The organism is Shewanella ulleungensis, assembly GCF_014648315.1.
In the GTDB taxonomy this organism is placed as follows: domain Bacteria; phylum Pseudomonadota; class Gammaproteobacteria; order Enterobacterales; family Shewanellaceae; genus Shewanella; species Shewanella ulleungensis.
The window spans coordinates 286,248-312,946 of the sequence record NZ_BMQW01000004.1 but is presented as its reverse complement, the minus strand read 5'-3'; the positions used below and the strand labels follow the sequence as shown (position 1 = coordinate 312,946).

21 protein-coding genes are annotated in these 26,699 nt (G+C 40.7%); 7 read left to right on the top strand and 14 right to left on the bottom strand.

The features are described from left to right. Positions 1–40 precede the first annotated feature (40 nt). Both queG and IEY40_RS10310 read right to left on the bottom strand, forming a co-directional pair. On the bottom strand, positions 41–1,294 hold the full coding sequence (gene queG / locus IEY40_RS10315) for a tRNA epoxyqueuosine(34) reductase QueG (protein ID WP_188955828.1): 1,254 nt from the start codon (positions 1,292–1,294) through the stop codon (positions 41–43). 43 nt (positions 1,295–1,337) lie between these two features. Then, complete coding sequence (locus IEY40_RS10310; RefSeq protein WP_188955826.1) at positions 1,338–3,161, bottom strand: tetratricopeptide repeat-containing diguanylate cyclase; 1,824 nt, start codon at positions 3,159–3,161, stop codon at positions 1,338–1,340. Between the two features lie 262 nt (positions 3,162–3,423). On the opposite strand from IEY40_RS10310, the gene IEY40_RS10305 reads away from it, so the two are divergent. Together IEY40_RS10305 and IEY40_RS10300 are read left to right on the top strand one after the other, a co-directional pair. Further along, positions 3,424–3,957 (top strand): phosphatase PAP2 family protein, encoded by a 534-nt coding sequence (locus IEY40_RS10305; protein ID WP_188956024.1) that lies wholly within the window; start codon positions 3,424–3,426, stop codon positions 3,955–3,957. 10 nt (positions 3,958–3,967) lie between these two features. Continuing rightward, the gene (locus tag IEY40_RS10300; RefSeq protein WP_188955824.1) at positions 3,968–4,402 is read left to right on the top strand and encodes a DUF3069 domain-containing protein; all 435 of its coding nucleotides are present in this window, start codon (positions 3,968–3,970) and stop codon (positions 4,400–4,402) included. Positions 4,403–4,526: 124 nt separating this feature from the next. Here the strand turns inward: IEY40_RS10300 and IEY40_RS10295 are convergent, their stop codons facing one another. From IEY40_RS10295 to IEY40_RS10275, 5 genes are all read right to left on the bottom strand, one after another. Continuing rightward, positions 4,527–6,215, bottom strand: coding sequence for an NAD-dependent malic enzyme (locus tag IEY40_RS10295; RefSeq protein ID WP_188955822.1), 1,689 nt, complete (start codon positions 6,213–6,215; stop codon positions 4,527–4,529). Between the two features lie 243 nt (positions 6,216–6,458). Then, positions 6,459–6,923, bottom strand: a complete 465-nt coding sequence (locus IEY40_RS10290) for a YehS family protein (protein WP_188955819.1) — start codon at positions 6,921–6,923, stop codon at positions 6,459–6,461. A gap of 84 nt (positions 6,924–7,007) precedes the next feature. Continuing rightward, positions 7,008–7,901, bottom strand: a complete 894-nt coding sequence (locus IEY40_RS10285) for a serine hydrolase domain-containing protein (protein WP_188955817.1) — start codon at positions 7,899–7,901, stop codon at positions 7,008–7,010. 167 nt (positions 7,902–8,068) lie between these two features. Then, the gene (locus tag IEY40_RS10280; protein WP_188955815.1) at positions 8,069–9,328 is read right to left on the bottom strand and encodes an NRAMP family divalent metal transporter; all 1,260 of its coding nucleotides are present in this window, start codon (positions 9,326–9,328) and stop codon (positions 8,069–8,071) included. Positions 9,329–9,344: 16 nt separating this feature from the next. Further along, on the bottom strand, positions 9,345–9,884 hold the full coding sequence (locus IEY40_RS10275; RefSeq protein ID WP_188955813.1) for a PH domain-containing protein: 540 nt from the start codon (positions 9,882–9,884) through the stop codon (positions 9,345–9,347). A 233-nt stretch (positions 9,885–10,117) separates the two neighbouring features. Between IEY40_RS10275 and IEY40_RS10270 the strand changes: the two genes are divergently transcribed. Further along, a complete protein-coding gene (locus IEY40_RS10270; RefSeq protein WP_188955811.1) occupies positions 10,118–12,688 on the top strand; it encodes a TonB-dependent receptor in 2,571 nt (856 codons plus the stop codon). A gap of 488 nt (positions 12,689–13,176) precedes the next feature. After that, complete coding sequence (locus IEY40_RS10265) at positions 13,177–14,658, top strand: hypothetical protein (protein WP_188955809.1); 1,482 nt, start codon at positions 13,177–13,179, stop codon at positions 14,656–14,658. Between the two features lie 82 nt (positions 14,659–14,740). Here the strand turns inward: IEY40_RS10265 and IEY40_RS10260 are convergent, their stop codons facing one another. The 4 genes from IEY40_RS10260 to IEY40_RS10245 form a co-directional block, all read right to left on the bottom strand. Beyond that, complete coding sequence (locus IEY40_RS10260; RefSeq protein WP_188955807.1) at positions 14,741–15,244, bottom strand: DUF4447 family protein; 504 nt, start codon at positions 15,242–15,244, stop codon at positions 14,741–14,743. A gap of 59 nt (positions 15,245–15,303) precedes the next feature. Continuing rightward, positions 15,304–15,705 carry an SMI1/KNR4 family protein gene (locus tag IEY40_RS10255; RefSeq protein WP_188955805.1) on the bottom strand — a complete coding sequence of 134 codons (402 nt, stop codon included), beginning with the start codon at positions 15,703–15,705 and terminating at the stop codon, positions 15,304–15,306. 115 nt (positions 15,706–15,820) lie between these two features. Further along, positions 15,821–16,600 carry a RelA/SpoT domain-containing protein gene (locus IEY40_RS10250; protein ID WP_188955803.1) on the bottom strand — a complete coding sequence of 260 codons (780 nt, stop codon included), beginning with the start codon at positions 16,598–16,600 and terminating at the stop codon, positions 15,821–15,823. Positions 16,601–16,816: 216 nt separating this feature from the next. Further along, positions 16,817–18,904 carry a M13 family metallopeptidase gene (locus IEY40_RS10245; protein WP_188955801.1) on the bottom strand — a complete coding sequence of 696 codons (2,088 nt, stop codon included), beginning with the start codon at positions 18,902–18,904 and terminating at the stop codon, positions 16,817–16,819. 287 nt (positions 18,905–19,191) lie between these two features. On the opposite strand from IEY40_RS10245, the gene rsuA reads away from it, so the two are divergent. Then, positions 19,192–19,884, top strand: a complete 693-nt coding sequence (rsuA, locus tag IEY40_RS10240; RefSeq protein WP_188955799.1) for a 16S rRNA pseudouridine(516) synthase RsuA — start codon at positions 19,192–19,194, stop codon at positions 19,882–19,884. Between the two features lie 544 nt (positions 19,885–20,428). Then, positions 20,429–22,291 carry a methyl-accepting chemotaxis protein gene (locus IEY40_RS10235; protein ID WP_188955797.1) on the top strand — a complete coding sequence of 621 codons (1,863 nt, stop codon included), beginning with the start codon at positions 20,429–20,431 and terminating at the stop codon, positions 22,289–22,291. Positions 22,292–22,359: 68 nt separating this feature from the next. Here the strand turns inward: IEY40_RS10235 and rpiA are convergent, their stop codons facing one another. The 3 genes from rpiA to IEY40_RS10220 all read right to left on the bottom strand — a co-directional run bounded on the left by rpiA (position 22,360) and on the right by IEY40_RS10220 (position 25,311). Then, complete coding sequence (gene rpiA, locus IEY40_RS10230) at positions 22,360–23,019, bottom strand: ribose-5-phosphate isomerase RpiA (protein WP_188955795.1); 660 nt, start codon at positions 23,017–23,019, stop codon at positions 22,360–22,362. 64 nt (positions 23,020–23,083) lie between these two features. Continuing rightward, positions 23,084–23,896 (bottom strand): mechanosensitive ion channel family protein, encoded by an 813-nt coding sequence (locus tag IEY40_RS10225; RefSeq protein WP_188955793.1) that lies wholly within the window; start codon positions 23,894–23,896, stop codon positions 23,084–23,086. Positions 23,897–23,907: 11 nt separating this feature from the next. Continuing rightward, a complete protein-coding gene (locus IEY40_RS10220) occupies positions 23,908–25,311 on the bottom strand; it encodes a hypothetical protein (protein ID WP_188955791.1) in 1,404 nt (467 codons plus the stop codon). A gap of 289 nt (positions 25,312–25,600) precedes the next feature. Between IEY40_RS10220 and pbpG the strand changes: the two genes are divergently transcribed. Then, on the top strand, positions 25,601–26,509 hold the full coding sequence (pbpG, locus tag IEY40_RS10215) for a D-alanyl-D-alanine endopeptidase (RefSeq protein ID WP_188955789.1): 909 nt from the start codon (positions 25,601–25,603) through the stop codon (positions 26,507–26,509). The last annotated feature ends 190 nt before the right edge of the window (positions 26,510–26,699 follow it).

Below are 26,699 nucleotides of genomic sequence, written 5' to 3'. Positions count from 1 at the left end.
TTTTTGACGGTTTAGCTTGAATAGCTCGATGACCCAAAGCCTAGGCATCTCTCGGTAAGCCTTTTTGTATCGAGCGGATGACTCGTTGTGTTTTACGTGAAAGCGTCTCTTGAGGTGCTTTTTGTCTTTGCTGCTCAAGTGCCCAGTCAATATGCTCTAATACCATGTCGTCAACTTCGTCGCTGAGTTTGCGTTGCTCGAGTGTGGCGATGATCTCTGGATTTGCTGGGGCGTTGCCTAATGCGATGGCGATATTGCGCAACCAGCGTTTATGGCCAATACGTCTTATTGCGCTCCCTTCTGTTTGACGCAAAAATACTGCCTCAGACCAATTAAATAAGCTGATTAATTCAGGTTGGATGAGAGTTTGACGAGTATGAAAGTCAGACTCTGCTGTTAATGGCGCCTTGCTGTTAACAGGACACACTAATTGGCAATCGTCGCAGCCATAAATTCGGTTACCGATTAAGGGCCTAAATTCTTCTGGGATCGCTCCCTGCAATTCAATGGTTAAGTATGAGATACAGCGCCTAGCATCAACCACATAAGGGGCGACAATCGCATCTGTTGGACATGACTTTATGCAGGCAACACAAGTGTTACAGCCTTCTTCTATTGGAATATCTAAAGGTAGGGGAAGGTTAATTAGCAGTTCACCAAGAAAAAACCAGCTGCCAGCCTCTGGGTGTAAAATCAGTGAATGTTTACCTGTCCAGCCCAGTCCTGCTTTGTCGGCTAATGGTCGCTCTAGTATTGGGGCCGAATCAACAAAGGGCCTAAAGTCTGTGGCGGCAAATCCGAGCGTTTTACAGTGTTCAGTAATTTTGTCTCCGAGTTTTTTAAGACGTTGACGGATCATTTTATGGTAATCACGTCCGCCAGCATAACGCGAGATATAGGCTAAATTAGGGTTGGTTAAGTTACTGGCAAAACCTGCATCAGGCGGCAGGTAGTCCATACGTGCACAAATGACTCTTAAGCTGCCTGGATGTAACTCGTTTGGTCTAGCGCGCATCATGCCATGGCTCGCCATGTAGTTCATTTCACCGTGATAGCCTTTATCTAACCAGTCTTGTAATCCCGCTTCATGTTGGCTTAAATCAATATCTGCCACCCCGATCTGTGCAAAACCAAGTTCTTTACCCCAGAGTTTGATTTGTCTGTTGAGCGCGTCAAGTTGAGCCGCTGTTAATGGGCAGGGTTCATTGATACGATTGGTTATATGATCGGTCTGTAAATCCGCCTGCTGATCTAGTTGGCGATCAACGTTTGATTCGGGAGTCGTTGCTGTCATAACACAATCATTAAGTAAACACGCAGTAATTATACCGGTTTTACTAGGCTTTGACACAGTTTCGGCCAGCAGCTTTGGCAGAATAGAGTGCTTTGTCGGCTTTAAGTAACAATGGTGATAGCTCTAGCTCATTGGTGTAGCTTGCCACCCCTGCACTGACGGTTTGTGCTAAGTTAGGTGCAATTTGCTGCCAATCATAATCAGCAATGTTTTCGATTAAGCGAGTGGCAATTTCGATGGCATTGGTTTTATCAATATTGGGCAATAACACTAAAAACTCTTCACCACCTACTCTGCCAACAACATCTGTTTCGCGCATCATACTGACACAAATTGATGCCAACTTAACTAAGACCTTGTCGCCAATATCATGGCCATGTTGGTCATTAACTTGTTTAAAATGATCGGCATCGAAAGAGATAATCGAAAAAGGTTTGTGTGACATTTGAGCCACTTTTAAAAAATGTTTCCCTTGTGAGTAAGTATCGCGCCTGTTAGATAGCTTAGTTAACTCATCTGTCATTGCGAGACGTCTAAATAACTTTTTGCGCATCAATTGTTTGTAAGCAAAAATAGACACAATTAGTAAAATGATCGCCACTAATATAATGATGATGATTTGCATGTTTTCGTTGCGCTGCATTATCTGCAATTGTTGCTCTTTGTCTTTGTCTCGCTGCACTAGCAAGTCATTTTCAGTTTGAATTTTGTTGGTATTAAAACGAGTCTGCATTTCAGTGTTTCTGTCTGACATGATTTGTTTGTCGAGTGCTTCGTGAGAATCAACAAATGCAGATAATGACTGATATGCTTCGGGCCATTGCTCTAATGACTGGTAGATTTGGCTTTTTAAACGTAAAGCCTTATTTAGGCCGCGAGCATTGTCGCTGTAACGAAAAGCATGCTCTGCTTTTTGAATATATTCTAGTGCTTGAGTGTGACTTACTAATTGATAATGTACTTGGGCAAGGTACAAATTCATGTAGCTATAGCTGCCATCATTGTCTGATTTTATTTGTTTTTCGGCTTGGTTGAGTACCGACTTAGCTTCATTTAAACGATTTAAGTTAATTAAATTACCACCAATACTAACTAAGGCATCTGCTGCTGCAATGACTTCATTTTTACTGAGCAAAAAATCACGGCTATTTTGATAGCGCACAATTGCTTCTTGAAAACGACCTAACTCTTCGAGTGACATGGCTATTTCGTTACTGATTTTATTGGCTGCAAATGGCTGATTATTTTGTAAATAATATTGTTCAAGTTTTGTTTGATATTTTAGAGCATTTTTAGCATCACCGAAGCGTCGATAACTATTAGCGAGTTCGCCTAGATTGACATTAGCCCAATAGGGCAGGTTCATTGTTTCGTATAGATTTTGTGCGGTAATAAGGTCTTCTAATGCCGCAGAAAAGTTACCCATGTAAGATAAAATGGTGCCTCTAATACTGCGTCCATCGGCAATCAATCGTGGATCTTCTAACAAGTAAGCATTGTTGATGGCGGTGTCTAAATCAGCAAATAAGACATCATTTTTACCTAAATAATGCAAAAACCAGGTTTTACATAATTGCAGATCAATTTGGATCAACGATGGGCTCGGTTGCGAGTATATTTTTAGATATTCATCAGCAAAAGCCACCGCAGCCATCATTTGTTCAGCGTTGTCAGCGGGTAAATTCCAACAGGTTAAACGTGTGTGCAATTGTTGCCTAACGGTATCGTCACTCGCTAAGCTGTTTTTGTACTCGCTCAGCATTTGAGTCACATCTTCATCGGGTAAAAATTTCCCGCTATCAAATAGTTGATAAATTTCATCAGCACGAGCATTTTCGATAGGATTTGCATATGCAATGCAACTCATTCCCATCGATAGTATGAGTATGAACGTGCGAGTCAATTGAGTTATTTTTAACGTAAACAAAGTGTCAGAGTCTCAGCGTTAATTATTATTGTCGTGTTAACTTTTTCAAGAATAGCGTTTTTTTACATCAATGTCTTGCGGATGATTTTTTCGCACTAATTATGTTGTCGTTTGCATTCAGATAAGCACGCGAGTATAAAGACGCCTGTATTAATATTGGTACTTATGTCCCATAACGGTAATGGATAAAGGCAAAGGAATGATGCGTAAAATATTACAGGTTATAATTGTCACCGTGCTATTAGTCACTCTGCCTTCACAAGCGAAGGAGAGCCTTGAGCAGTCAGGTGATGTATTGCACTTGTTATTACCCGCAACAGCATTAGCAAGTACATTAATTGTGGAAGATGATTATCAAGGCACATGGCAATTAGTACAGTCGGGTGTGGCGAGTCGTTTGGTTGTTGAAGTGTTAAAATACAGCATCGAAAAAGATCGCCCAGATGGCAGCGGTGATGATTCATTCCCTTCAGGCCACAGTGCTGATACTTTTGCAGCCGCAACTTTTATCAACCAACGTTATGGTTGGCAGTATGGTGTACCATCGTTTGCAGTGGCATCATATGTTGCTTATACCCGCGTCGCTAGTGATCAACACCATGTTGAAGATCTAATGGCTGGCGCCGCTATCGGAATTTTAGCCGGTTGGTATTTTACCGATCCTTATAAAGGGATAAGTATTGTCCCCATTGCCTCGTCTGACACCTACGGCGTCTATATCAGTGGCAGATTTTAGAGAGAAAACCATGAGTAAAGTTGATCAGCAATATCAAGATGTAGCAAAACAAGTTTCGTACAATGTAGCCAATAAAGTGCTGCCAATGGATAAGTTACCTGAAACACTTCAAGAAGCTTACGAAGGTTTATTTAAAGAGTTGATTGAAGATAATGCCAATGCATTTAATAACGCTTGGGATGCTTTGCCAGGTAGTGCACAGAAGTTAATGCCGAAAGCTGAATTTCATGGTTTTTATATAGCCAATGCTTGGATGCAATTAAGTCGAATGGCACAAGAAATCGCTGACAGCGCTGACTCTGAAGAAGAAATGAATAACAATGAATATGATGGTGTATTCGGTCGTTTAGCTGAGCAATCGCTTAAAGAGTGTGTCCGTAAGCTTAAAAAAGCCCGTACAGATCGTTCTATGTTCAACAGTTTTAAACAGGTTATGTCGGCTTAATCTTTTACTGAGCAAGCAAATATAAAAAATCCCAGCTTGGCTGGGATTTTTGTTTTTATGTAACCTGAGCTCAGGTAATTTAGTTTTAAATCTTTGTTTAAGTTATCTGTTTTAGCTATGTAGATTAGAATGCTGTACGTCTATATCGACGATATTCTGGCTCCCAGAAGTTTGCATCAATAGATTGCTGTAAGAGTTCATCGGTGCATGGTAATGCCAAACCTTGATCAATCGCTGTTCTAGCAACTGCAAAGGCAATGTATTTACTCACTTCTTGAATGTCTTCAAGCTTTGGCAATAAAGAACCCGTACCATTTTTACCCAGTGGTGAGCATTCAGATAACGCTTGGCTTGATGCCATTAGCATTTCATCTGACACGCGCTTAGCGCCACAAGATAATACGCCTAGACCAATACCCGGGAAGATAAAGCTATTATTGCACTGGGCAATTTCAAAGGTTTCGCCATTAACAACAACCGGTTCAAACGGACTGCCTGTTGCCACTAATGCTTGGCCTGATGTCCAGTGCAAAATATCTTTTGGTGTTGCTTCAACACGGCTTGTCGGGTTTGATAATGGAAACACAATTGGGCGTTTACAATGGCTATGCATTGCACGAATAATTTCTTCGGTAAATAGTCCTGGAGCACCAGATACACCAATTAACACTGTAGGTTTAGCGTTGTTAACCACATCTAACAATGAAATATGATCGCTGTAGTTGTCCCAACCATTAACTTCTGAGCACTTTTGCGCTAATTTTTGCTGAAAAGGCAACAGGTTAGGCATGTTGTCCAGTAGTAAGCCCCAACGGTCAACCATAAAGACTTGTGAGCGCGCCTGCTCGTCGCTTATACCTTCAGCAACCATTTGCGCCACAATAGCTTCAGCTATACCACAACCCGCGCTACCAGCGCCTAAAAAGGTAATACGTTGTTGGCTCAATGTACTATTTGCTGCTTTACAGGCCGCGAGCAATGAACCCACTGTAACAGCTGCTGTGCCTTGGATATCATCGTTAAAGCTACAATATTGATCTTTGTAGCGCTCAAGTAATGGCATGGCATTTTTTTGCGCAAAATCTTCGAACTGGATTAATGCATCTGGCCAGCGACGGCTAACAGCTTGCATAAATTCCTCAACAAATTCAGCGTATTCTTCACCGCCAATACGTTGATGGCGCCAACCCATGTACATAGGGTCTTCTAATAAATTCGGGTTATCTGTTCCCACATCTAAGGTAATCGCTAAGCAGTAAGCTGGGCTGATGCCACCGCAGCTGGTGTAGAGTGATAATTTACCAATTGGGATCCCCATACCACCAATACCTTGGTCGCCAAGGCCTAAAATACGTTCACCATCAGTGACTACAATCACTTTTACTTTGTGACGAGTGGAGTTATTGAGGATGTCGTCAATACGGTCTTTGTTAGGGTATGAAATAAATAACCCACGGTTCCGACGATAGTTTTTGGAGAAACGCTCACACGCTAAACCCACTGTTGGGGTGTAGATGATTGGCATCATTTCAGTGATGTGATTACGCAATAGTCGATAGAAAAGCGTTTCGTTGGTGTCTTGAATGTTGCGCAAATAAATATGTTTATCAAGGTCATTATTGAAACTTTTAAACTGGTCATATGCACGCGATGCCTGTTCGTTAATAGTTTCAATAACCCAAGGTAATAAGCCTTCAAGGTTAAAATAAATGCGTTCTTCTTCGCTAAATGCTGTGCCTTTGTTAAGCAGAGGTGATTCAAGAATCGCAGGACCAGCGAAAGGAAGATATAGGGGGCGTTTATTATCGTCCATGGGTAACCTTTATATGTGTGTTTGTGGTTAGGATATTTATCAAGGTAGATTATCACGTCTGATGTTTTTTGTGGTCTGTTAAGTGACTAAAATCACGTTTTTTATTATGAATTATTGTCCTACTTCAAATGAGTAAATTAACTGGCTTTGTTTTAATTCAAACGCCAGAAACAAAAATGCGCAGCCTAAGCTACGCATTAATAGAGTGTTATAATGTGGATATTGCCACTTTATTGAGTATGTTTACTTACCGCGATGTTTAATCGATAAGCCTTTAACGAAGTTACGTAGCACTTGGTCACCACAAGTTTTGTAGTTTTTGTGGTCAGGGTTACGGAAAAGTGCACCTAGTTCCGATTTAGACATAGCAAAGTCAGCTAAGGCTAATGCGGCAATAATATCTTCTTCGCGCATTTCTAGTGCAACACGCAATTTTTTGAAAATAAGGTTATTGGTTAATTGCTTTAGTGGTGCAGGAACTTCGGTACCTGGCTTTAAGCCACGGTTGTTGATGATCAAACCATCTAAAAACTGACACATTAATTTGTCGTTACAAGCTTGATAACCTTCTTCTTCCTCTTTTTTCAGCAGTGCAATAATTTCATCTGTGGTGATATCTGTATTAGCTTGGCTGAAAATATTAATCATTTTGGCATTTGAAAAGTCAAAAACAAAACGAATACGGCGAAGAATATCATTGTTAATCATAAGGTTCTCTGGCGCGGCTGCGCATAAGTGGTTTAGGTCAAGTGACGAGCGACTATTATAACGAGTTATGTGCGAACAGTCAGATTATTCGTCAGTTTTTAGTCGATTTCTTATTGCCTGGCGGATTTTGTCATGTAAACCAAAAACACGATCCATGTTGTCTAAGTCCCACGAGGTATTTTCTAAAATAACCACACTTAATTGTGCTTGCGGATAATAGAGCATCAGACTGATGTAGCCGGGTAAGTAACCTGTATGACTGTACTCTAACAGTGCCGCTTGTTGGCTAATTTGCAAACCATAACCATAACCGAGTTCCCCCCAACGATGTGGTCGCTTGGCACTGACCGTAGACATCGCTTTGACACTGTCTGGTGATATAAAACGCTGTTGTTGTAAGCCAGCGATGAACGAGGCAATCCCTTGATTGCTGGCTTGCATGGCACCAAAGGCAATAAAACTATCGTCTATAGTGAGTTCATCCAAAAGCACTCGTTGCTGTTGTTGCTCCATAAACCCGGGCGTTAAACTCGGCTTTTTTGTATAAAGGTGGGTGATTTCGCCAACATCAGCACTGATGTCGAGTTGGTATTGCTCAGCAAATTGATTTACCAAATCAGAGTAGGGTATGTGGTAGCGTTGGCTGAGTATATCGCCAAGCAATTTATAGCCATAGTTTGAGTAGCTAAATTGGCTCGCTGGAATGAATTGCGACCTCGCATTTAAGCTTGCAGGTTTGGGCGGCAAAATACCAGAGGTATGGTTAAGTAGTTGGGCGACAGTGACTGGATGTTCAGTCACAATATTTAGGTAATGAGTAATATCATCGTTTAAGGATAGTTTTTGCTGATCTACAGCACGCAAAACCAGAGTCGCTGTGATGGTTTTAGAAATTGAGCCAATGATGAAGCGACTGTCTTTTGTTATGCCATCGCCAGCTCGATAATCGGTATAGGTTTGTTGATTATCACTAATCAATATCCTACCGCTAAATGGCCTCGAATCATTATCAATAATTTTTTGTATATCTGTGTTGGTAAAATTTAATCCAAAAGCAGATAAAGACAATAAGCTACAGCTTATTGATACAAAAATTCGCGTTGTGACTTTTCCTATGGCTTTTAGTTCAAGCATTTTTAAAACAATCATTTTGTTAAATACCAATAAATAAACAACAGTGCAAAACTAACTAAATACACGAGTCCAATCCAGGACAGTACTACCATAATAGGGCCATAACGATGTTCTTGAGGTAAGTTTTTACTGGTCATTAAGCGGAAGTTTAACCAGGCAAAAATAACCGTAGTCATAAAGGCAAGGATCATCACAAACTCAAGTAACGGAAGCAGAGCACCTTTAAAGAATAAAATGAGCATCAAACCTAGTGCACTTATAACTAGCATCACAGGGGTTAAATAACTGCGTGGGGAAGTGTTATTAGATAACAGCTTCCAGCCCATATCTAAGGTTCTGCTATAACCATCTATGACGGTTACCGTGGTGCTGAAAATACATAAAAAAGCCACAATACCAATCAAATAGCGAGTTTCATTGCCCATTACTTGGCTGTATAACGTAATAAGTTGCGAAGCAAATACCGCACCAGAATCAGAGAAACGTTCACCACTGCCGTGCATCACTAGTGCGCCTAATGCTAAAAACACAATCGCCAGAATGGCGGTAGTGACATAACCTAAATTGAAATCGAAAATGGCTTGTTTCGCGGTTACCGTTTGGCTTTTTCGTTTTTCAATGAGCCACAAAGAATTCCAGGCGCTGACTTCTATGGGAGCAGGCATCCAACCCATCATGGCAACTAAAAATCCCACGTATGCCCATTGCCAAGGTGATTCACTTGCAGATGGTGCAACCAAACCCGTTTGGTGATTAAACGCTAATGTAACAGCGATTAGTGTAGTTAAGGTTAATGCAAACATAATCACTTTAGTCATTTTGTCGAGCAGTTTGTAATGCCCAAAAATCAATAACGCTAGTGAGCTAAGTAATACCGCAAGTGCAAGAACATCAATTGATAACGGTACAAATTGAGTCAACATTGCTGCTGTTAACATGCAAACCCCAGCTGTACTGGCAATGGCAGCAATGACATTAAGACCAGTAAACAGCATTAAATAGCCCTTTCCTTGCTTTTGATAGCCTTGAAGTAGGCTCTCATCTGTCGCTGCGGTATAGCGCGCACCTGCGGCAAAAAAGGGATATTTTAAGATGTTTACTAATAAAATTAACCAGGCCAATTGCCAACCAAACTCGGCACCTGCACGAGTCGATGCCACTAAATGCGATGCACCAATAGCTGCAGCAGCCATAAGAATGCCGGGGCCAGTCGCTTTTAATAATGTATTTATTTGGACCATAAAAGAGAGGTTATTTTTGTTATTTTGCATAATAAAAAGCAAATGCCTATTGAGAAGAGTGGGGGGGTAAATTTTGTTCAATACGCAATAATGTAGCGTTAATTTGTTGGAGGTTTTCAACTAAAAGGGTATCTGTATTTTTGACATCTGTAGCAGCTGTTTGACGTTCTCTTAGCAATGATTGCTGTAATAACACCTTCTCTCTAAATTCTTGCACATCGACAATACCCACTAAATTTATCAAAGAGCCTATGCCAGATTGTCCAGCTGTTTCTACGGTGAGTTTATGAAGGCCAAACATTCGCATAATAGGGCCTTGAATAAGTGCCATATCGGTGATTTTATCCAAAGGGACGGTGTTTTCTGTACGGGTGAGTAACCCTTTACGTACAATTAGCTTTTGCTCAGTTAATTCGGCGCTCATATTGGCAATATACCGTTTGATTGCCAGTAAACCTAAAGGAAACCACAATAATAACAAAGGAATACCCACCACACTGAACAAAAAGAATACCGCACCAGATAATAACCAGTACAGGCCTAGGTTTGCATGAAAGTGTGCGCTAACTCGTTTTTGATCTCTCACCTGACCTCCATAACAAAAGAATTTAAATTCACTTTTTCCGATTGTTTATTCTTGATTAAGTTTTTGGTTACATTTACATTACGGAATTGTATTTACAATGTGTTGACATTGTTAAAATTTAACTTAACTTGAACACGTAGATTAGCATCCAAGAAAGTAGTAGTCGGTAATGTTGTTACCGCAGTTTGCAGTAGTCATGGATATAAAACAATAAATTAACGTTAAGGATGATCATGAAAAAAACTACCCTGTTACGAAGCGCTTGCGCTATCGCTGTTTCACTCTCTTTTGCACCCGTTTCATTTATTGCTCAAGCGGCTGATGATGCCCAAGCAAAAGTTGAACGCATTGAAGTGACGGGTTCTCGTATCAAACGGACTGATATTGAAGGGCCTTCGCCAGTACAATCATTGAGTAAAGACGATATTGCCAATATGGGTTTTGACAACCTACAGCAATTACTTGAGCGTATGCCTGCTAACGGCTCTGGTGCATTTTCTACCCGCGGTAACAGCCAAGACTCTACCGCAAACGGTGGTGCATCAATCAGTTTACGTGGTTTAGGCCCAGATGCGACATTGGTATTAATCAATGGTCGTCGTGTTGGTTCGAGTGCATTTGCTGAAGGTATTTCAAATTCATTTGTTGATATTAACAACATTCCGGTTTCTGCTATTGAACGTATCGACATCCTTAAAGATGGTGCGTCAGCCATTTACGGTTCAGACGCTATCGCGGGTGTAGTTAACATTGTCTTGAAAAAAGACATTGAAGGCATTGAAATTAACCTAGGTTATGGCGATGACAGTGGTACGGGTTATGACGAAACCACAGCGAGTTTAGTATGGGGTGTAAAAGCCGATAAAGGCAGTGCATCAATTATTTTAGATTATTTTACTAACGGAACTTTATCTGCAGAAGACATGGGCCGTTTTGGTACTGCAAACCAATCACCATATGGCGGTGAAGATTACCGTTCATCACGTGGATACCCAGGCTATTTTTATGTCAATGGCGTAAAAACCATTGACCCAGATTGTCCTGCTGACAGCGCGACAGCAAGTGGTAGCTGCTTATTTGATTATGGTCCATATAACATGACCATTCCTACATCTGAGCGAGTAGGGGCCATTGGCCAATTTGATTACATGTTAGGTGAAGACTTAACCGCATTTTTAGAGTTGTCTGTACAACACAACACCTCTGAAGCGGGCGGTGCACCCACACCATTAGATGAAGATGCAGGCTTAACTGTACCAGGCTCACATCCAAACAATCCATTTGCGGATGATGCGGTGATTGATATCGGCCGTTACCGTACTGTGGATGCCGGCGCTCGTCGTTGGGATATTGAATCAGACACCATGCGTATTGTTGCCGGTCTTCGCGGTGTAATAAACGATTGGGACTGGGAAGTATCAGCACAACGTGGCCGCAGCGAATCAACTCAAACGGGCGATCGTTCACAGGGCTGGGTAAGAACAGATTATCTACAAGCTGAAATTGATGCCGGTAACTACAATCCATTTGGTGGCGTAACAAACTCACAAGATGTGATTGATCGTATTACCACTAGCCTAGTAAGACAAGGCAAGTCGAGCATTACTGCTTATGATGCGAGTATTACAGGACAAGCATTTACCATCGCTGATCGCGATATCATGATGGCAGCAGGTGCTGAGTATCGTGAAGAAAGCGTCAGTGACGTGCCTGATGAGCAGTTCCAACGCGGTTTAATTTTTGGTACTGAAGCAATATCTGCGTTTGGTTCGCGCGATCAGCATGCCGCTTATGTTGAATTCTCTATCCCAATGACAGACAGTTTTGAATTACAACTAGCCGGTCGTTATGACAGCTACAGTGACTTTGGCTCAACCACTAACCCTAAAATTGCTTTCCAATGGGGTATTAGTGACGAGTTAACCGCGCGTGGTTCTTGGTCAACAGGGTTTCGTGCTCCTTCACTTGCGCAAATTGGCTTAGGCCCATCTGAAAAGAGTGACTTTTTAGTTGATAGCTATCGCTGTGCTGCCGACAACGTCGATTGTGAGTTACTCGATTATAACTTTATCTTTGCCGGTAACCCTGATTTAGATGCAGAAGAGTCTGAAACCTGGAACGTCGGTATGATTTGGGCACCAAGTCAGCAATTTGATATCGGGTTTGATTTATTCAATATTGTTCAAGACAACAAAATTGACTCACTGCAAAACCAAGATCTTTACGATGAACACTGTGGCGATCAAAACAGCACTGTATGTTTACGTAATGCTCCACAAGCGGGTGAAACCTTCGGTACGATTGATGTCATCAAATCTGGGTTTGTTAATATTGGCTCTCAAGAAGTACAAGGTCTTGATTTATCGACCCATTATGCTTTAGAGCTAAATAACTATGGCGATGTTAAGTTTGGTCTAGAGTACAGCTATTTAATCAGTTTCGAAAAAGAAATTGATGGCGAAACGATTGATTACACTGGTGAGTATGAGTATCCACAACACCGTTGGTTAGCAACAACTAACTGGATGATGGACGATTTTGCTGCAAACGTAAACTTAAGCTATATCGGCGAGTTTGAAGATTACAACAAAACCCGCACCGTTGACGCGCAGTTGTTAGTTGATATGTCTGGCTCATACCGCATTAATGATATGTTTAAACTATCGGTTGGTGTTAACAACGTGTTTGACGAAGAGCCATCATTTGCGATTGGTGATGGCGATGCTGACCTTTATGGTTATGCAATGGGCGTACATAACCCACTAGGTCGTTATGTGTACACTAAAGTGACAATGAAGTTCTAAATATAAGACCAACTTAATGATAAAAGCCACATAACACATGCAGTGTAATGTGGCTTTTTTATTGTTTAAAAATAATAGTTAACCTGAGCTCGGGATAAGGGATGAACTTATACTATTTAAAGTCAACATGTTACCCATTATTACTTTCAAGCTTGTCATTTGTTCAGTTAACAAGGGGAATTGACGCGTCAATAGCGAGCCTGTTGTAAGTCGATTCAACGCAGTTAGCAGGGCAAAGGACTGTTTGAAAGGCGTTTATTATCCCGAGCTCAGATTAGTTATAGTGTGAACAAAAATAAGAACTACAACCCATTCAAAAAAATCATAATTGATGATTTATAAAACACTTAAATGAGAATATGTTACTTGTGCTGGCCATCGAGTTTATAGGCGCAAGTGATTATGATCGCGAGTTCAAATAGCCCATTATTTTCGATGATCAAACCCGTAGAACACAATATTTGGTCTAATCATGGAGGAGTCGAAAAATGAGTTTTAGTTTGTATCTATTTGCCTTTAAAAATCATCAAGTTGATCATCGGTATGGTGGCGAGTTAGCCAGCGCACTGTCGGCGCATAGAGATATTAATACCATCGAAGCAAGGCGTTTTGAATATCAACATGAAGATGGCGGTCGTGCTTTATTTAGCATCGCGGCTGACGAAAACGTGTCGAGTATTGATGTTACTGTTTTTCAGCTGACTAAGGGTCTGGTCGATTACTTATTTGAGCTACAGCAACAATGGCAATTAGTGCTGATTGATGTACAAGGTGATGTTAAAACATCAAATAATGAAGCTGAACACCCAATTATCTTTGTGCTGTCTCAAGCAGACGTTGAACACCTTCCTAGTGATTATCATTCACCGCGTTGCGTACTTGAAAATAAAGTCATGCTATACGATTACTTATCTATCTCGTTTACTGCTTGGCAGCGTTATCGCGATCAAGTTATCGGCAGGGATAACTCTCAGCTTATTGATGACAGCAAGTGTTTATTCGAACTGATTGCTGCACCACTACCGTTAATGTTACGTCAGCAACTTTGGGCCAAAATTCAGCCTAAGTTAGCTGAGCATGGCGTTGAGGATGCTTTTCATGATGTGTTGTCATCATTAGATGCGCAGTTAAATGGCCAAAAGCAGTGGGTATGGTTACAAGTAGATGTGCGCGATCATAATGAAGTGTTATGGCAAGCCAAGGCTATTGCAAAAACGTTAGATTTAGGCGAGTTCATTGATGATGAGCGCGGTAAAGATGATTTGCTGGCCAACTCTGCCTGTTTGCATGCCTTGTCTGGATTTGATTTATGGCTGAGCCAATTTAGGCGCTCATTTATTCTGATTGAAAATGGCGATACCTATTTCGGTTTTGTCGTAGCTGATGAAGATGTCGACAATACGCTCGAGTTATTTAAGCGACTATCGTTGAATGGGCAAGCTATTCGGCACATAGCCGATGATTATGCCGCAGCGGTGAAAAAGTCGCTTGATGAAGCCAAAGCGATGGCGACTGAGAAGGGATTAATTAGTGAATTTCCGACAGATTACCCAATTTTAAAACAAGATACTGCTCAATCTGGTGTGATGATTATTCCTCTTGAGGTAAGTAAAACATCGTTGAAAAATAGCGTGGCAGAACAAGCTAACAATGCTTTAGCGTTAGGCAGAATACCATTGATTTGTTTATCAGCACCTTGGTGTGAACCTTGCCAAGATATGTTTGTTGTATTGCATCAACAAGGTGCGCAAAGTGTGATGCAAAAGATTGCAATAATCCTATTGGATATAGAAGATTGGGGGGTACATTTAGGCAGTATTGATATACAACCTAGCTGTATCCCTGTGTTCTTTGATGTCAATGTAGATGGAAGTGCAGGCAATAATTCGGTTGATGGTAATGCTTGGGGAGAACCTGCAGATGCTATTGAAATAGCGGGTATTTTACGTGAGACCTTTGGATTGCATTAAGCGGATTACATCCAATATTTAGCGGCCAATAAAAAAGGAAAACCTATGGTTTTCCTTTTTTATTTTATTGCTGAGCTAAACGTTACACTAATTGTGTAGCAGCCCATTTTGCACGGCTTTCACGACTTTCGCTTACACCTGTTTCAGCGCGATAAGCTTTGTATGCTTCAGCATCTAGAGCCACCAAACTCACATCGACCTCAAGCACTAATTTACATTCTTTTTTAATACGCCATGCAGCAGTGTTATACAATTCGGTTAGCGGTAATGAGCTTAAAAACTCTGGATTATACTGGGTGTAAACCGCTTGAGTGGGGTAAACCACAAACGCTAAACGGCGCTTTGGCTCTTTTTTAAATAGCTCTTCAATACCATCGGTGGTGTTTAACACCTGCATTTCGATAATGTCATCGATATCGAGTAATTTTTTCTGAGCTGGCACAGGTGCTTCTAGTGTGCCCGCTTCCCAAGCTAAAACATCTTCATTGCTGGTGGCACTTAGGCTGGCAACTTGTTCAGTTGTTAAGCCTAAAGATAAGCGTAAATATTGCATCTCAATCGCGTTCAAGCCGGTATTCTTAGACATGTTTATTCCTGTTATTTATATTCTATGCGTAAAAAGTTAACTGTATGGCCAACAGAGTCTTACTGTTCTAGCCAAACGTCTTCAACCCAATCCCATAGTGATTCCCAGCCTTCTTCGTTGAAATGGCCATCTTCCCAAAACTGTACTTCACCTTCTTCGTTAATGCAGTAAAAGCCATCACCGACTTGGCAAATTGCAATTTGTTCACGCGGCATACCAATAGACCAAGCGTAGCTAGTTACTTCTGGAAGATAGGTATGTGAATTAGGATCTGCAACCGTTACAGGCTCAATCGTGCCGTAAATCACGTCACTGGCTTCTAGCAGAAATTCTTTTAAATCATTAGGCAAACCGATAAGGATTTGTTCTTCAACTTCAACTAGCTGTTCAAATGTCGGTAGCTCAAGTGGCACCGGTACGGTTTCGCTTAATTCTTGCAGTTGGTCAATAATTTCGTTCATGTTTATATCCAGCAGGAAGCTCTTGGGCGCGAGTATAGCAGAAGTGTTTGAGTGTGCGTTTCTCTGGCAAAAAAAAAGCGCTCAAATGAGCGCCAAAGGGTGTGTAAAGGTAAAGCTATGCAGCTTGGATTGACGATGGATAAACACTTTGACGTTTATAGTTCAACCAAGCTTTATGATATTGCTTGTGAGAATCTTGGCGTAACTTAGCTATGTTGGCTTTCTCAATGTCGTTTAATGTTCTTGATTGGTTTTTTGCTTGTAACTCTATGGCTTGAATTTGCTCGTAAACCTGATGCTCTGGGCCACTCTTAATTTCAGCAATGTCATTTAAATGAAACTGTACTTCTACCACCATTTGGCTTTGTGGCAATTTAACTAATACATTCAAGTCACGATACCCTGACGTTTTAGGTGCCGCAAATCGGTTTTTTAATTGCACAATATCAGTATGTTGGCGCAATTGTTCAAAACTTATTAATAAACTGCTTACATCATTAGCTACCACACTGGCGCGGGCAATATCGGTTAATTGGCTGGCGTCGCCATTAAACTTTAATTGCACCTTTTGCGCAGCACGAGCATAACTTTTCGTTGCAGGAATAATAGCGGCTGTATGACTAATTTTATTAATGTGAATTAGCAGGTCGGCGAGCTCTTGTTGTGCTTGAGGGGCGCGAGTCATTAATGCATGTAAGTCACTAGTATCTTGAATTGCAGAGGGAGTATTGTGTTCGCGCAGGCTGACCAATTGGTCGATGTCATTATGTGATGTTTGGCTGAAATCAGACGACTCGGCTAACTTGTTATATTTAACTTCGTTAGGTTGAGCAATCGCGCCTCGGGTTGACAGTAAAATTAAGAAGATAAAAAACGTACGAAACAATTTATTCATCGAATAACTCCAGCTAAATGTCTGTGAAATCACTGTACCGTTTTTTCGCTGAATAGGGGCTGAATGAACAAGGTTTAATATAGGCTATTGATATATCGCTAGGTTATATTGTTATTATTTATTAATCGGTTACAGTTTTTTAGCGCATAAAAAAGGCATCAAATGATGCCTTTTTTGTGTGTAAATGTGACCTAAGTCAGTTATTCGTTTTGGTTATTACCAAATTTTTACACGGCTTTCTGGTGCGATATACATATTGTCGCCTTCTTTCACGTCGTAAGTTGTATAGAACTCAGGCATGTTAGATAGCGCACCTAGTGCACGGAAATGCCCTGGTGAATGCGGATCAGTCGCTACGCGGTTACGCATTGCTTCTTCTTTCATCTTCACGCGCCAAATTTGCGTAAAGCCCATAAAGAAACGTTGATCACCCGTTAAGCCGTCAATAACTGGCGCTTCTTTGCCATCAAGAGACATTTTGTAAGCTTTGTAAGCGATAGTTACGCCAGACAAGTCACCGATGTTTTCGCCTAATGTTAAGCTACCGTTTACGTGTAAGTCGTCAAATACTTGATAACCATTGTATTGAGCAATTAATGCATTACCTTTGGTTTCGAATGCTTTTAAGTCAGCCTCTGTCCACCAGTCACGCATGTTGCCTTCGCCATCAAACTTAGCACCTTGGTCATCAAAACCATGGCCCATTTCGTGGCCGATAACCGCACCAATACCACCGTAGTTAACCGCGTCGTCTGCTTCTAGGTTAAAGAATGGAGGCTGTAAAATCGCTGCAGGGAACACGATTTCGTTCATGGTTGGGTTGTAGTAAGCATTAACGGTTTGTGGCGTCATGTGCCACTCGTCTTTATCAATTGGTTGACCCAATTTAGCTAAACTTTTGTTATGTTCAAAAATAGCGGCGCGCTTAGCGTTACCAACTAAATCATCCGCTTTAATGGTTAATTTAGTGTAGTCATCCCACTTGTTTGGGTAACCAATTTTTGGATTGAATTTCGCTAACTTGTCTTTTGCTGCCACTTTAGTATCAGCACTCATCCAATCTAATGAATCGATGCTTGAGCCATAAGCGCCACGTAGGTTTTCAACAAGGTGTTCCATACGGTCTTTAGCTTCTGGAGCAAAATGACGTTTAACGTATACTTTACCAACCACTTCACCTAGGGTGTCGCTTACCGTACTCACACCGCGCTTCCAACGTGGCTCTTGCTCTTCTTGACCGTTTAAGGTTTTAGAGAAAAAAGCAAAGTTTTCATTGTCTAATGCTTCAGACATGTTGCTTGCATTGTGGGTTAAGGTCATCCACGTTAAGTAGTTTTTCCATGCATCAAGTTCGTTACTTTTGATAACTTGGCTTAACCCCTGGACATAGCTAGGTTGATTAATGATGATATCTGTTTGTTTATCACCACCAACAGCGGCTAAGTAACCTTCCCAGTTAATGTCTGGCGCAAGTGTCGCAAGATCTTTAACCTGATATAGGTTGTATGTTTTGGTGCTGTCGCGAGTTTCGACCACATCCCAATGTTTTTCAGCAATTTGAGTTTCTAAAGCAAGTACAGCTTCTGCACTTGCTTTAGCATTTGGCAAACCGGCTAAGTTGTACATTTTTTCAATGTGTTCAACATAGGCTTTACGGATGTTAACAAAGCGCTCTTCTTGATTAAAATAGTAATCTTTTTCAGGCAGGCTTAACCCGTATTGCCAAATATGGGTAGCGTAACGACTAGAATTTTTGGCATCGATTTCAACATAAAACGCGAGTGGTGTTCCGCCGCCGTTAGCTTGGTTTTCACCAAAAAATGCGGTTAATTCGTTTTTGTCTTTTAAGGCTGCAATTTTATCTAAGTCAGCTTGGATAGGCGCGATACCGATTTTGTTTAAGGTTTCAACATCCATAAATGAGCGATACAAGTCAGCCACTTTTTGCTCATCTGTACCGTCAGCTAGATTTGGCGTTGCACTTAAATCTTCGATAATAACTTTAACGTCATCACGAGCATTTTCACGTAAGTCATAAAACGCACCAATGTTGGTGCGGTCGCCGGGAATTTCAGCATTCTTCATCCATGCACCGTTGACGTACATGTAGAAATCGTCTTGTGGACGAACTGTTTTGTCGATGTTGTCGAATGTGATACCAGACGTTAATGCTTTTTCAACGGCAACGGCAGTAGCTGTTTTAGCAACATCTGCAACAGGCGTAACGACAGCCTTGTCATCACTACAAGCGCTTAGGCCTGCTATAAGCGAGGCACATAGACCTCCAAGAACCAACTTTTTCATTGTATTTCCTTTGCTTTGTTTTAGGCGCCAAATTTTGGCGTACGAGCATTTTGTATTTTTATTATTGTTGTTGGTCCTTAACTAAAGGAAATACCCAACATTTTTATTAATACTATGTTAAAGCCTTACTAGACTAGAAAACAAGGCGCTTTTAGCCCTTTTTACCTCAGATGGACGGAGTATATGTAACCAAAAATTACGTATCCCGTAAAAAGATCACTGATTGATTTCTATTTAACCGTGTAAGCCGCATAATAGTGGCATTATATTTAGAGTGAGTGTGTATTGTGCGTTTAGACAAATTTATCTGTGAAAGTACCGAATTGACCCGTTCATTAGCTAAAAGAGCTCTGCATCGTGGTGATGTGACCTGTGATGGAGAGGTGGTTAAGAATTCTGGTTTTAAGGTGTTACCGCAAATGGATGTGCGCTTAGAAGGGCTGTCTATCAGCATTGTAGGTGAACGCTACATCATGATGAACAAACCGGTTGATACTATTTGTTCTACGATTGATGAACAATATCCGTCGGTATTAAGTTTGATGGAAATTGAAAAAGCCGACACTTTACACATTGCTGGGCGTTTAGATGCTGACACGACAGGGCTAGTGCTAATAACCAGTGATGGAAAATGGTCACACAAAATCACTTCACCAAAGAAAGATTGCGGTAAACGTTATTTAGTTGAGCTTGCTGATGCTATCGATGACAGCCTCATTCAGGTCTTTGTTGATGGCATTGAATTGCGTAATGAAGATGGATTAACTAAGCCTGCCGTGCTTGAGATTATCGAGCCAACTCAAGTGCGTTTAACTATTAGCGAAGGCAAATATCACCAAGTAAAACGGATGTTTGCTGCGGTTGGTAATAAAGTGGTAAACCTACATCGCGAAGCGGTTGGCAGCATAGAGTTAGATGCTGATTTAGCCCCAGGCGAATGGCGCTTTTTGACTGATGAAGAAGTTAAATCAGTTAAGTAAAACGTCTGCTTAACTTTTATGTATGTAGTTTGCCTGTTTCTGCTGCTATTAGTGTAATTAGCCCAAGTTTAGGCTTGTTAACAAAATGCCCAACGATAGTCATGTCGTTGGGCATTTTTTTATGCATTTGCCTAGCCAGGCAATATTATAAACGCTAGTCATTTAAGGTAATACGAGCGTTAATCGTATTGAGGCCATTATCCAACAGCGTTTTAAATTACAGAGTTTTTATTGGCGAGTACTTTTGCTTTAATGGAGTACCTAAGGTCAATTGAATATCAATTTTCTCACCTGAGCCTTAATTTCCCTTGATGACGATGTAGTTATTTGACTGACTCAAGTTGGTAATATATTTATGCCAGAGTAATAAATATAGGTTAATAAGTTGTTGCCATTTAGTTTTAGGCTTTCATGCCGATGTTCTATACTGAGAACGATTAGCAAGTAACTTAATTGCTTTTTCAAATAGATTTACTTTGACGGAACGATTTAATTTTATCGCTTTTAAAGGACTTTTTGCATTTACTCTTAGGTGGTAATCAATATGCTCATTCGCTCTAAACTAATTTTAAGTGCGGCTATTTCAGTGTGTTCTGTTCTTGCTATGTTTGGTTTACAAAATTATTCTGAGTCGGTTTTATCAGAATTATCAAGCGCATCTAGCAGTATTGTAGAAATAGAAAGGAAAGTACTTGAGTTAAGAACAGAGGAAAAGGATTTTCTCCATCGTGCAGACTCTGAGTATATCAATAAATTTGCTCAAAGTATGTCAGACACACTGGCATTTGTCGCTGATGTTCGTGTCGCTTTAGAGCAACAAAATATGCATGTTGATGCTTTAGATCGCTTCAAAACAAATCTCAATGGCTATCATACTATTTTTAATGAGATTGTAACGCTCAAGCAAGCGATCGGTTTAACTCCTGAAACGGGTTTATATGGTGATTTACGTACCGCGGTAAAAAAAGTTGAAACACTACTCCAGCAACACAAAGAAGATGCATTATTAGTGACTATGTTACAACTGCGCCGAAGCGAAAAAGATTTTATGCTGCGTCGTGATTTAAAGTACGTGCAAGCTTTTGATGACGGGATCGCAACCTTTTTGTCGCAAGTGCAATCCTCGGTGTTGACCTATGATCAAAAACAGCAACTCACAACGGATACCAATAATTATCAAGTCAACTTTAAAAACCTTGTAAACAAAGAAGTGCAATTTGGTTTGACCGAAAATGACGGTCTAATGGCAAAATTACGAGATACTATCCACCAAACAGATCAAGATACTATTGTGCTGCGCGAGCAAACGCTTACTGAAATTGCACATGGAAAAAATCAAACATTTGTTATTGGGTTAAGTATTTTTTTATTAATCACTGCGCTACTCACCATTTCTACCATGTTTATTATTCGTAGCATTATTAAACCGGTTCAAAGCATCACCTCGGTTATTTCTTCTATTGAGAAAAGCAAAAACTTGTCCATGCGTTGCGATGAGTCTGGCGGTGATGAATTAGCACTTGTTGCTCAGCATTTCAATCGAATGGTAATGACATTTCAGGAGCTTATTCTACAGGTTAATGAATCAGTTACCGCTATGAACGATTCTTGCCATGAGTTATCACGTAATGCAATCACGGCTTCTGAAGGGGTATTACGCCAATTAAATGAAACCGATATGGTTGCAACCGCGGTGACTGAAATGGGCGCGACGATTGATGAAATCGCTCAAAACACAGAGCTAGCGGCTACCAAAGCTAGCCAAACCCACGACAATGCCAAAGCCGGTCAACATGGTGTTGAGCAAACCATCTCAAAGATTAATTTGTTGGCAAAACAGTTAACCGATTCTGCTGCTGTAGTCTCTGAACTTGAACGCGACAGCGTTACCATTGGGAGTGTGTTAGATGTGATCCGTGGTATTGCGGATCAAACGAACTTATTGGCGTTAAATGCAGCCATTGAAGCGGCAAGAGCAGGTGAGCAAGGTCGAGGTTTTGCGGTTGTTGCTGATGAAGTGCGCTCACTGGCAATGCGAACACAAAGCTCAACTCAGCAAATCACTACGATTATTTCTACTTTGCAAGACCGCACTCGCTCTATTGTTGCTCTGATGCATGAGAGTCAACAACAGGGGCATGAAAGTGCTGAACAGGCGGCAATTGCAGGTGAGGTATTGCGTCAAATTACCAGTGATGTCACTAACATTATGGACATGAGTACTCAAATTGCTGCGGCAATTGAAGAACAGAGTATGGTTGCTGCTGAAGTAAATAAAAATGTGATAGTGATACGAGATATTGCCGATGAGTCATCTCAAGCTGCTGAAGAGAATGCTGCAGCATCTGAGGATGTTCGCATTCGAGCAAAAGCGCTCAACGAAGCTGTGAGCCAATTTAAAGTGTAATTGAAGCCTATAAAAAATGGCCGAGCTAGTATGCTCGGCCATTTTTATTTAAAAACGTGTTGGTTTAATTATAAGGTTACGGTTTTGACGCCTTCAGGTGTACCGACCAGTAATACGTCTGCACCGCGGTTTGCAAATAAACCGTTTGTGACGACACCCACGATGGCATTAATCTTAGTTTCCATCACTTTTGGATCTAAAATTTGCATGTTGTAGACATCTAAAATCACGTTACCGTTATCAGTTACTACGCCCTGGCGATATACTGGGTCACCGCCTAGTTTGACTAATTCACGTGCAACATAAGAACGTGCCATTGGAATGACTTCAACAGGTAATGGAAACTCACCTAGAATCGATACTTGTTTAGTATTATCAACAATACAAATAAACTGTTTAGCTACCGCAGCGACAATTTTTTCACGAGTTAATGCCGCACCGCCACCTTTTATCATGTCCATGCGGTCATTAATTTCATCGGCACCATCAACGTAGACATCTATCATATCAACACTGTTTAAATCGAATACTTCAATACCGAGTTCAATCAACTTTTTTGTTGATGCTTCTGAACTTGATACCGCACCTTCAATGTCATCTTTCATTGTCGCAAGCGCATCAATAAAGTGATTGACTGTAGAACCAGTGCCAACACCTACTATGGTGTCTTTTTTGACATATTGTAGTGCTGCCCAGCCTGCGGCTTTTTTCATTTCATCTTGTGTCATTATGGTATTCCCAATGCTAAATAATCTGTCGTTATTATGCTAATTGGCGCGATTATAGCGCAAATTAATGTGTCGGCGTTTGTTGTTCATCATAAAAATGTGCATTTTTAAACGCACTCAATACCCTGATATTGATGTCGCTCATAAACTTTTTCTCTAGGCGTACATCCATCACGTAAGCTTTTACTGTAATGGTTTGTAAAAAGTCGCCTAAGTCATATTCGTTACCCAAATTGACAATAATGGGCTTATTTAAAAAAGTATAAGGTGAACACTGCGTGGCTTCGCGGGCAAGGGAAATGGCTTTTTTATGATCGACATGCATAGGCAAAGTAAACTTTACGACAACCATTTCATCTAATGCACCACTGTTAGCATTAGATATTGCGGTTTTTAACGCCTCGGCATTGGGGACCATCACGGTATTGTCGTCAAATGTTCGCAGCCAGGTAACACTCCATTCAAGCTTTATCACTTCACCATAATGGCCTGATAATGTAACCATATCACCAACACGATACGGCGGGTTTATCATAATAATAAACCCGGCAATCATATTTTTAGCCGGTTCTTGTGTCGCTAAACCTATCACAATACTGATAGATCCAACCACGGCCAGAATCAGGTTTTCGTGCGGATCTATAATGCCAACAATCGAGTAAATAATAACAGATAGCCATACGAATAAACGCACAAAAGGGTATGACCGATTCCAAATTAAGCGGTATTTCGGCAGTGCTTTATTTAGCTGCTTTAATAAAAACTCGATAGAGATTAACAATAACCAAGCGATCAGACACAGCAGTAAAATACTGACAATGCGATCAAACGAAATGATCTCTAAAAATGCTTGTAATGCTTTGCGTGAATCGTCCATGTTCGCCTCGTTTAATTAAACAGTTTATTGTTATTGACCAAATGGCTGGCGATAATTTTTGATAATGCCGGAGTGATAAAATAAAAATGTTGTGCAAAATCTCGCTGAGAATATTGTGCAATGATAAGCCCTTGGCGTGCTAAGTAAGCCAGCTGTAAGCTGCTTTGCTCAATTGTTTGAGCAAAAATGTGTGCATGTTGTGCTACACGTAATCCGCCATGAACATAAATTTCAGCTAATGAAAACAAGTCGCTATCTTGGCACGATGGCAAAGCCGATGCGTTAATTTTACAAATATCAGTACATTGATTTGAGTTGTTATCAGTGTCCTTACGAGTGCTATTCTTAACATGATTATCAGACTTTTTACTTGAGCTGCTTTGAGCTATATCGGCCTGATGTGTCAACGAATATTGTAACAATAATATGGCGAGTTTCGGGTGGCCTTGGCTGATAATATGCAATTGCTTTAATTGGTCTTCGTATGGATTAACGGCATCATCATCGTCACTTTCGTTGTGCGTTGCTCCTGATTTTTTGGGGGGGCGATGAATATCTGTTTTATCCGATTTTTTGATTAAATAATCGTCGCTAATTAACCCTAAATCGACCAACTGTTTAGTCTGTATACTGGCGAGCTCTTTTGTATTGAAATAGTCGAATGTAATGACATGCTTAATAAAATGGGTAATTTGATATTGTGCACTTAATCGTTGCCAAGCAAACTTTTCACAGCCCAATATCCAGCAGTGGTGCTTGCGAGTTTCCATAATTATAGTGGCAAAGGTCACTAACGCTTGCGCATTACCCATCATCCTTAACATCAACTTGTGCAAATCATCGATAACAATTAACTGTGCTGGTAGTTGATTTATAGCAATGATGATGTCCGTAATGCTGGTGTCGGTCATTGCTGCGGGTGGTTGCATGTCAAAGCAGTAGCATACATTTGCAATAGCATCGCTGGCATTTAGTGGTGCTTGGTAAAAGCTCATTATTACCCCTTTTTCGGGCAACGGTTTAACTTTAGATGTTGAAGCATCTTGTTGTTGTGTGTTGATGCTTGCTAATAATGAGGGGATCTGACCTAAAAATGCAGATAAACCTGCGCCTGCTGGTGCCACAATGGCGCTAATTTCACCATGGTGGTTACGCCATAAATTAATCACGTCAGTGATTTGTTTTATTTGCGATTCGCGAGCAATAAAATCTTCTGAAGTGTAAATGAAATGCGAAGATAGGGTTTCATTAACGGTTTTTTCACTTATTTGCGATTGATATTGGTTTGCTATGGTTTTGAGTGAAACAAGCCCTTTCTGTGCGTCATCAGATTCAGTTTTAAGGGTAGCTTTAGGTGCAAAAAAAGTATTGACCCATTGACTCAATCGGTTAAAAAAACGCAAGTTAATGTCCATTTACACTCTCTTTTTTACTTTGTTTTTAACGATTTATTTTATCTTAACATGAAGCTAACAAAATCGGTATTTGGCGCATCATTCTTAGTGGCTATCTGACCAAAGCTTATTAGCTTAATCATGCAAACAGTCTAAATCGCACGAATATTAGTCAAGGCTAAATCAGAACGCTTGATCTACGTTAATATTTTGATAAAAACCTATTCGAAAGTGCTATTTATCTATTGTCGGACTAATCCTTTATCGTATACTCAGAAAAATATACAGTCTAATTTTTCAAGTGAGAGTGATGAAGTTTCGTTTCCTTTTTGCCTGCACCTTATTATGTGCTACAGCGCTCAATAGCGCGGTATCTTCTGCTGCTCAAGCAGTGCAAAATAAACCCCAACAAGAATTAGCATCGGGTAGCGCGATGCTGGTCGATTTAGCCACCAATGAAGTGCTGTATGCCAGCAACCCTCATCAACCTGTTCCTATCGCTTCGGTAACAAAATTAATGGCAGCAATGGTGACATTGGATGCCAAGCTCCCATTAGATGAAAAAATATCAGTTAAAATTACCGACTCGCCAGTGATGCGTAATATTTATTCGCGGGTGCGTTTAGGCAGTGTTGTTACTCGTGAAACCATGCTGTTGTTAACGTTAATGTCGTCTGAAAACCGCGCGGCCACCTCTCTTGCACATCACTATCCTGGCGGATTTAAGGCTTTTGTGCGCGCAATGAATGACAAAGCGACTGCTTTAGGTATGAGTCAGACACATTATGTTGAACCAACAGGTTTGTCGCCAGATAACGTATCAAGTGCTAACGATCTCATTTTATTACTTAAAGAAAGCCAAACATATCCGTTATTAGGTAAGCTGAGCTCGACCACTAAAAAGCATGTTAACTTTGAGTCGCCACGTTATGCGTTGGACTTTCAAAATACCAACAAACTTGTGTTTAAAAATAATTGGAATATAGCCTTAACTAAAACCGGTTTTACAAATAAGGCGGGGCACTGCTTGGTGATGTTAACCGAAATGAACAAACGAAAAGTCGCATTTGTGGTACTAGACTCATTTGGTAAATATACTCATATGGCGGACGCGAATCGATTAAAAAATTGGCTTGAAACCGGGCGGACTACACCCATCCCAGCATCAGCTAAAGCCTATAAAAAACAACGTCAGGCGACTCAGCACAACAGCATTTAATTGCAAAAGCTGACTAGGACCCGTTGATGTTTGCTGATTGAACCTCTGAAAGATAAACAGCCCTAGTATTAAAGCCCATTTACTTATATTGAATGGGCTTTTTTATTGATACGTTTTTTATATTGGTATTAACGAGCAGTAGGTACCAAAAAGTACCTACTTTTTTATCAATAGCGAAAGCCTTACACTA

Excerpts from the sequence above, each read along its gene's own strand:
- IEY40_RS10295 (WP_188955822.1), bottom strand. The coding sequence starts at position 6,215 with ATGGACGATAATAAACGCCCCCTATATCTTCCTTTCGCTGGTCCTGCG.
- IEY40_RS10225 (WP_188955793.1), bottom strand. The coding sequence starts at position 23,896 with ATGGACGATTCACGCAAAGCATTACAAGCATTTTTAGAGATCATTTCG.
- IEY40_RS10220 (WP_188955791.1), bottom strand. The coding sequence starts at position 25,311 with ATGGACATTAACTTGCGTTTTTTTAACCGATTGAGTCAATGGGTCAAT.
- IEY40_RS10260 (WP_188955807.1), bottom strand. The coding sequence starts at position 15,244 with ATGTCTAAGAATACCGGCTTGAACGCGATTGAGATGCAATATTTACGC.
- queG (WP_188955828.1), bottom strand. The coding sequence starts at position 1,294 with ATGACAGCAACGACTCCCGAATCAAACGTTGATCGCCAACTAGATCAG.
- IEY40_RS10310 (WP_188955826.1), bottom strand. The coding sequence starts at position 3,161 with ATGAGTTGCATTGCATATGCAAATCCTATCGAAAATGCTCGTGCTGAT.
- IEY40_RS10290 (WP_188955819.1), bottom strand. The coding sequence starts at position 6,923 with ATGATTAACAATGATATTCTTCGCCGTATTCGTTTTGTTTTTGACTTT.
- IEY40_RS10300 (WP_188955824.1), top strand. The coding sequence starts at position 3,968 with ATGAGTAAAGTTGATCAGCAATATCAAGATGTAGCAAAACAAGTTTCG.
- IEY40_RS10245 (WP_188955801.1), bottom strand. The coding sequence starts at position 18,904 with ATGAAAAAGTTGGTTCTTGGAGGTCTATGTGCCTCGCTTATAGCAGGC.
- IEY40_RS10265 (WP_188955809.1), top strand. The coding sequence starts at position 13,177 with ATGAGTTTTAGTTTGTATCTATTTGCCTTTAAAAATCATCAAGTTGAT.
- IEY40_RS10280 (WP_188955815.1), bottom strand. The coding sequence starts at position 9,328 with ATGCAAAATAACAAAAATAACCTCTCTTTTATGGTCCAAATAAATACA.
- IEY40_RS10305 (WP_188956024.1), top strand. The coding sequence starts at position 3,424 with ATGCGTAAAATATTACAGGTTATAATTGTCACCGTGCTATTAGTCACT.
- IEY40_RS10235 (WP_188955797.1), top strand. The coding sequence starts at position 20,429 with ATGCTCATTCGCTCTAAACTAATTTTAAGTGCGGCTATTTCAGTGTGT.
- IEY40_RS10250 (WP_188955803.1), bottom strand. The coding sequence starts at position 16,600 with ATGAATAAATTGTTTCGTACGTTTTTTATCTTCTTAATTTTACTGTCA.
- pbpG (WP_188955789.1), top strand. The coding sequence starts at position 25,601 with ATGAAGTTTCGTTTCCTTTTTGCCTGCACCTTATTATGTGCTACAGCG.
- IEY40_RS10255 (WP_188955805.1), bottom strand. The coding sequence starts at position 15,705 with ATGAACGAAATTATTGACCAACTGCAAGAATTAAGCGAAACCGTACCG.
- rpiA (WP_188955795.1), bottom strand. The coding sequence starts at position 23,019 with ATGACACAAGATGAAATGAAAAAAGCCGCAGGCTGGGCAGCACTACAA.
- IEY40_RS10270 (WP_188955811.1), top strand. The coding sequence starts at position 10,118 with ATGAAAAAAACTACCCTGTTACGAAGCGCTTGCGCTATCGCTGTTTCA.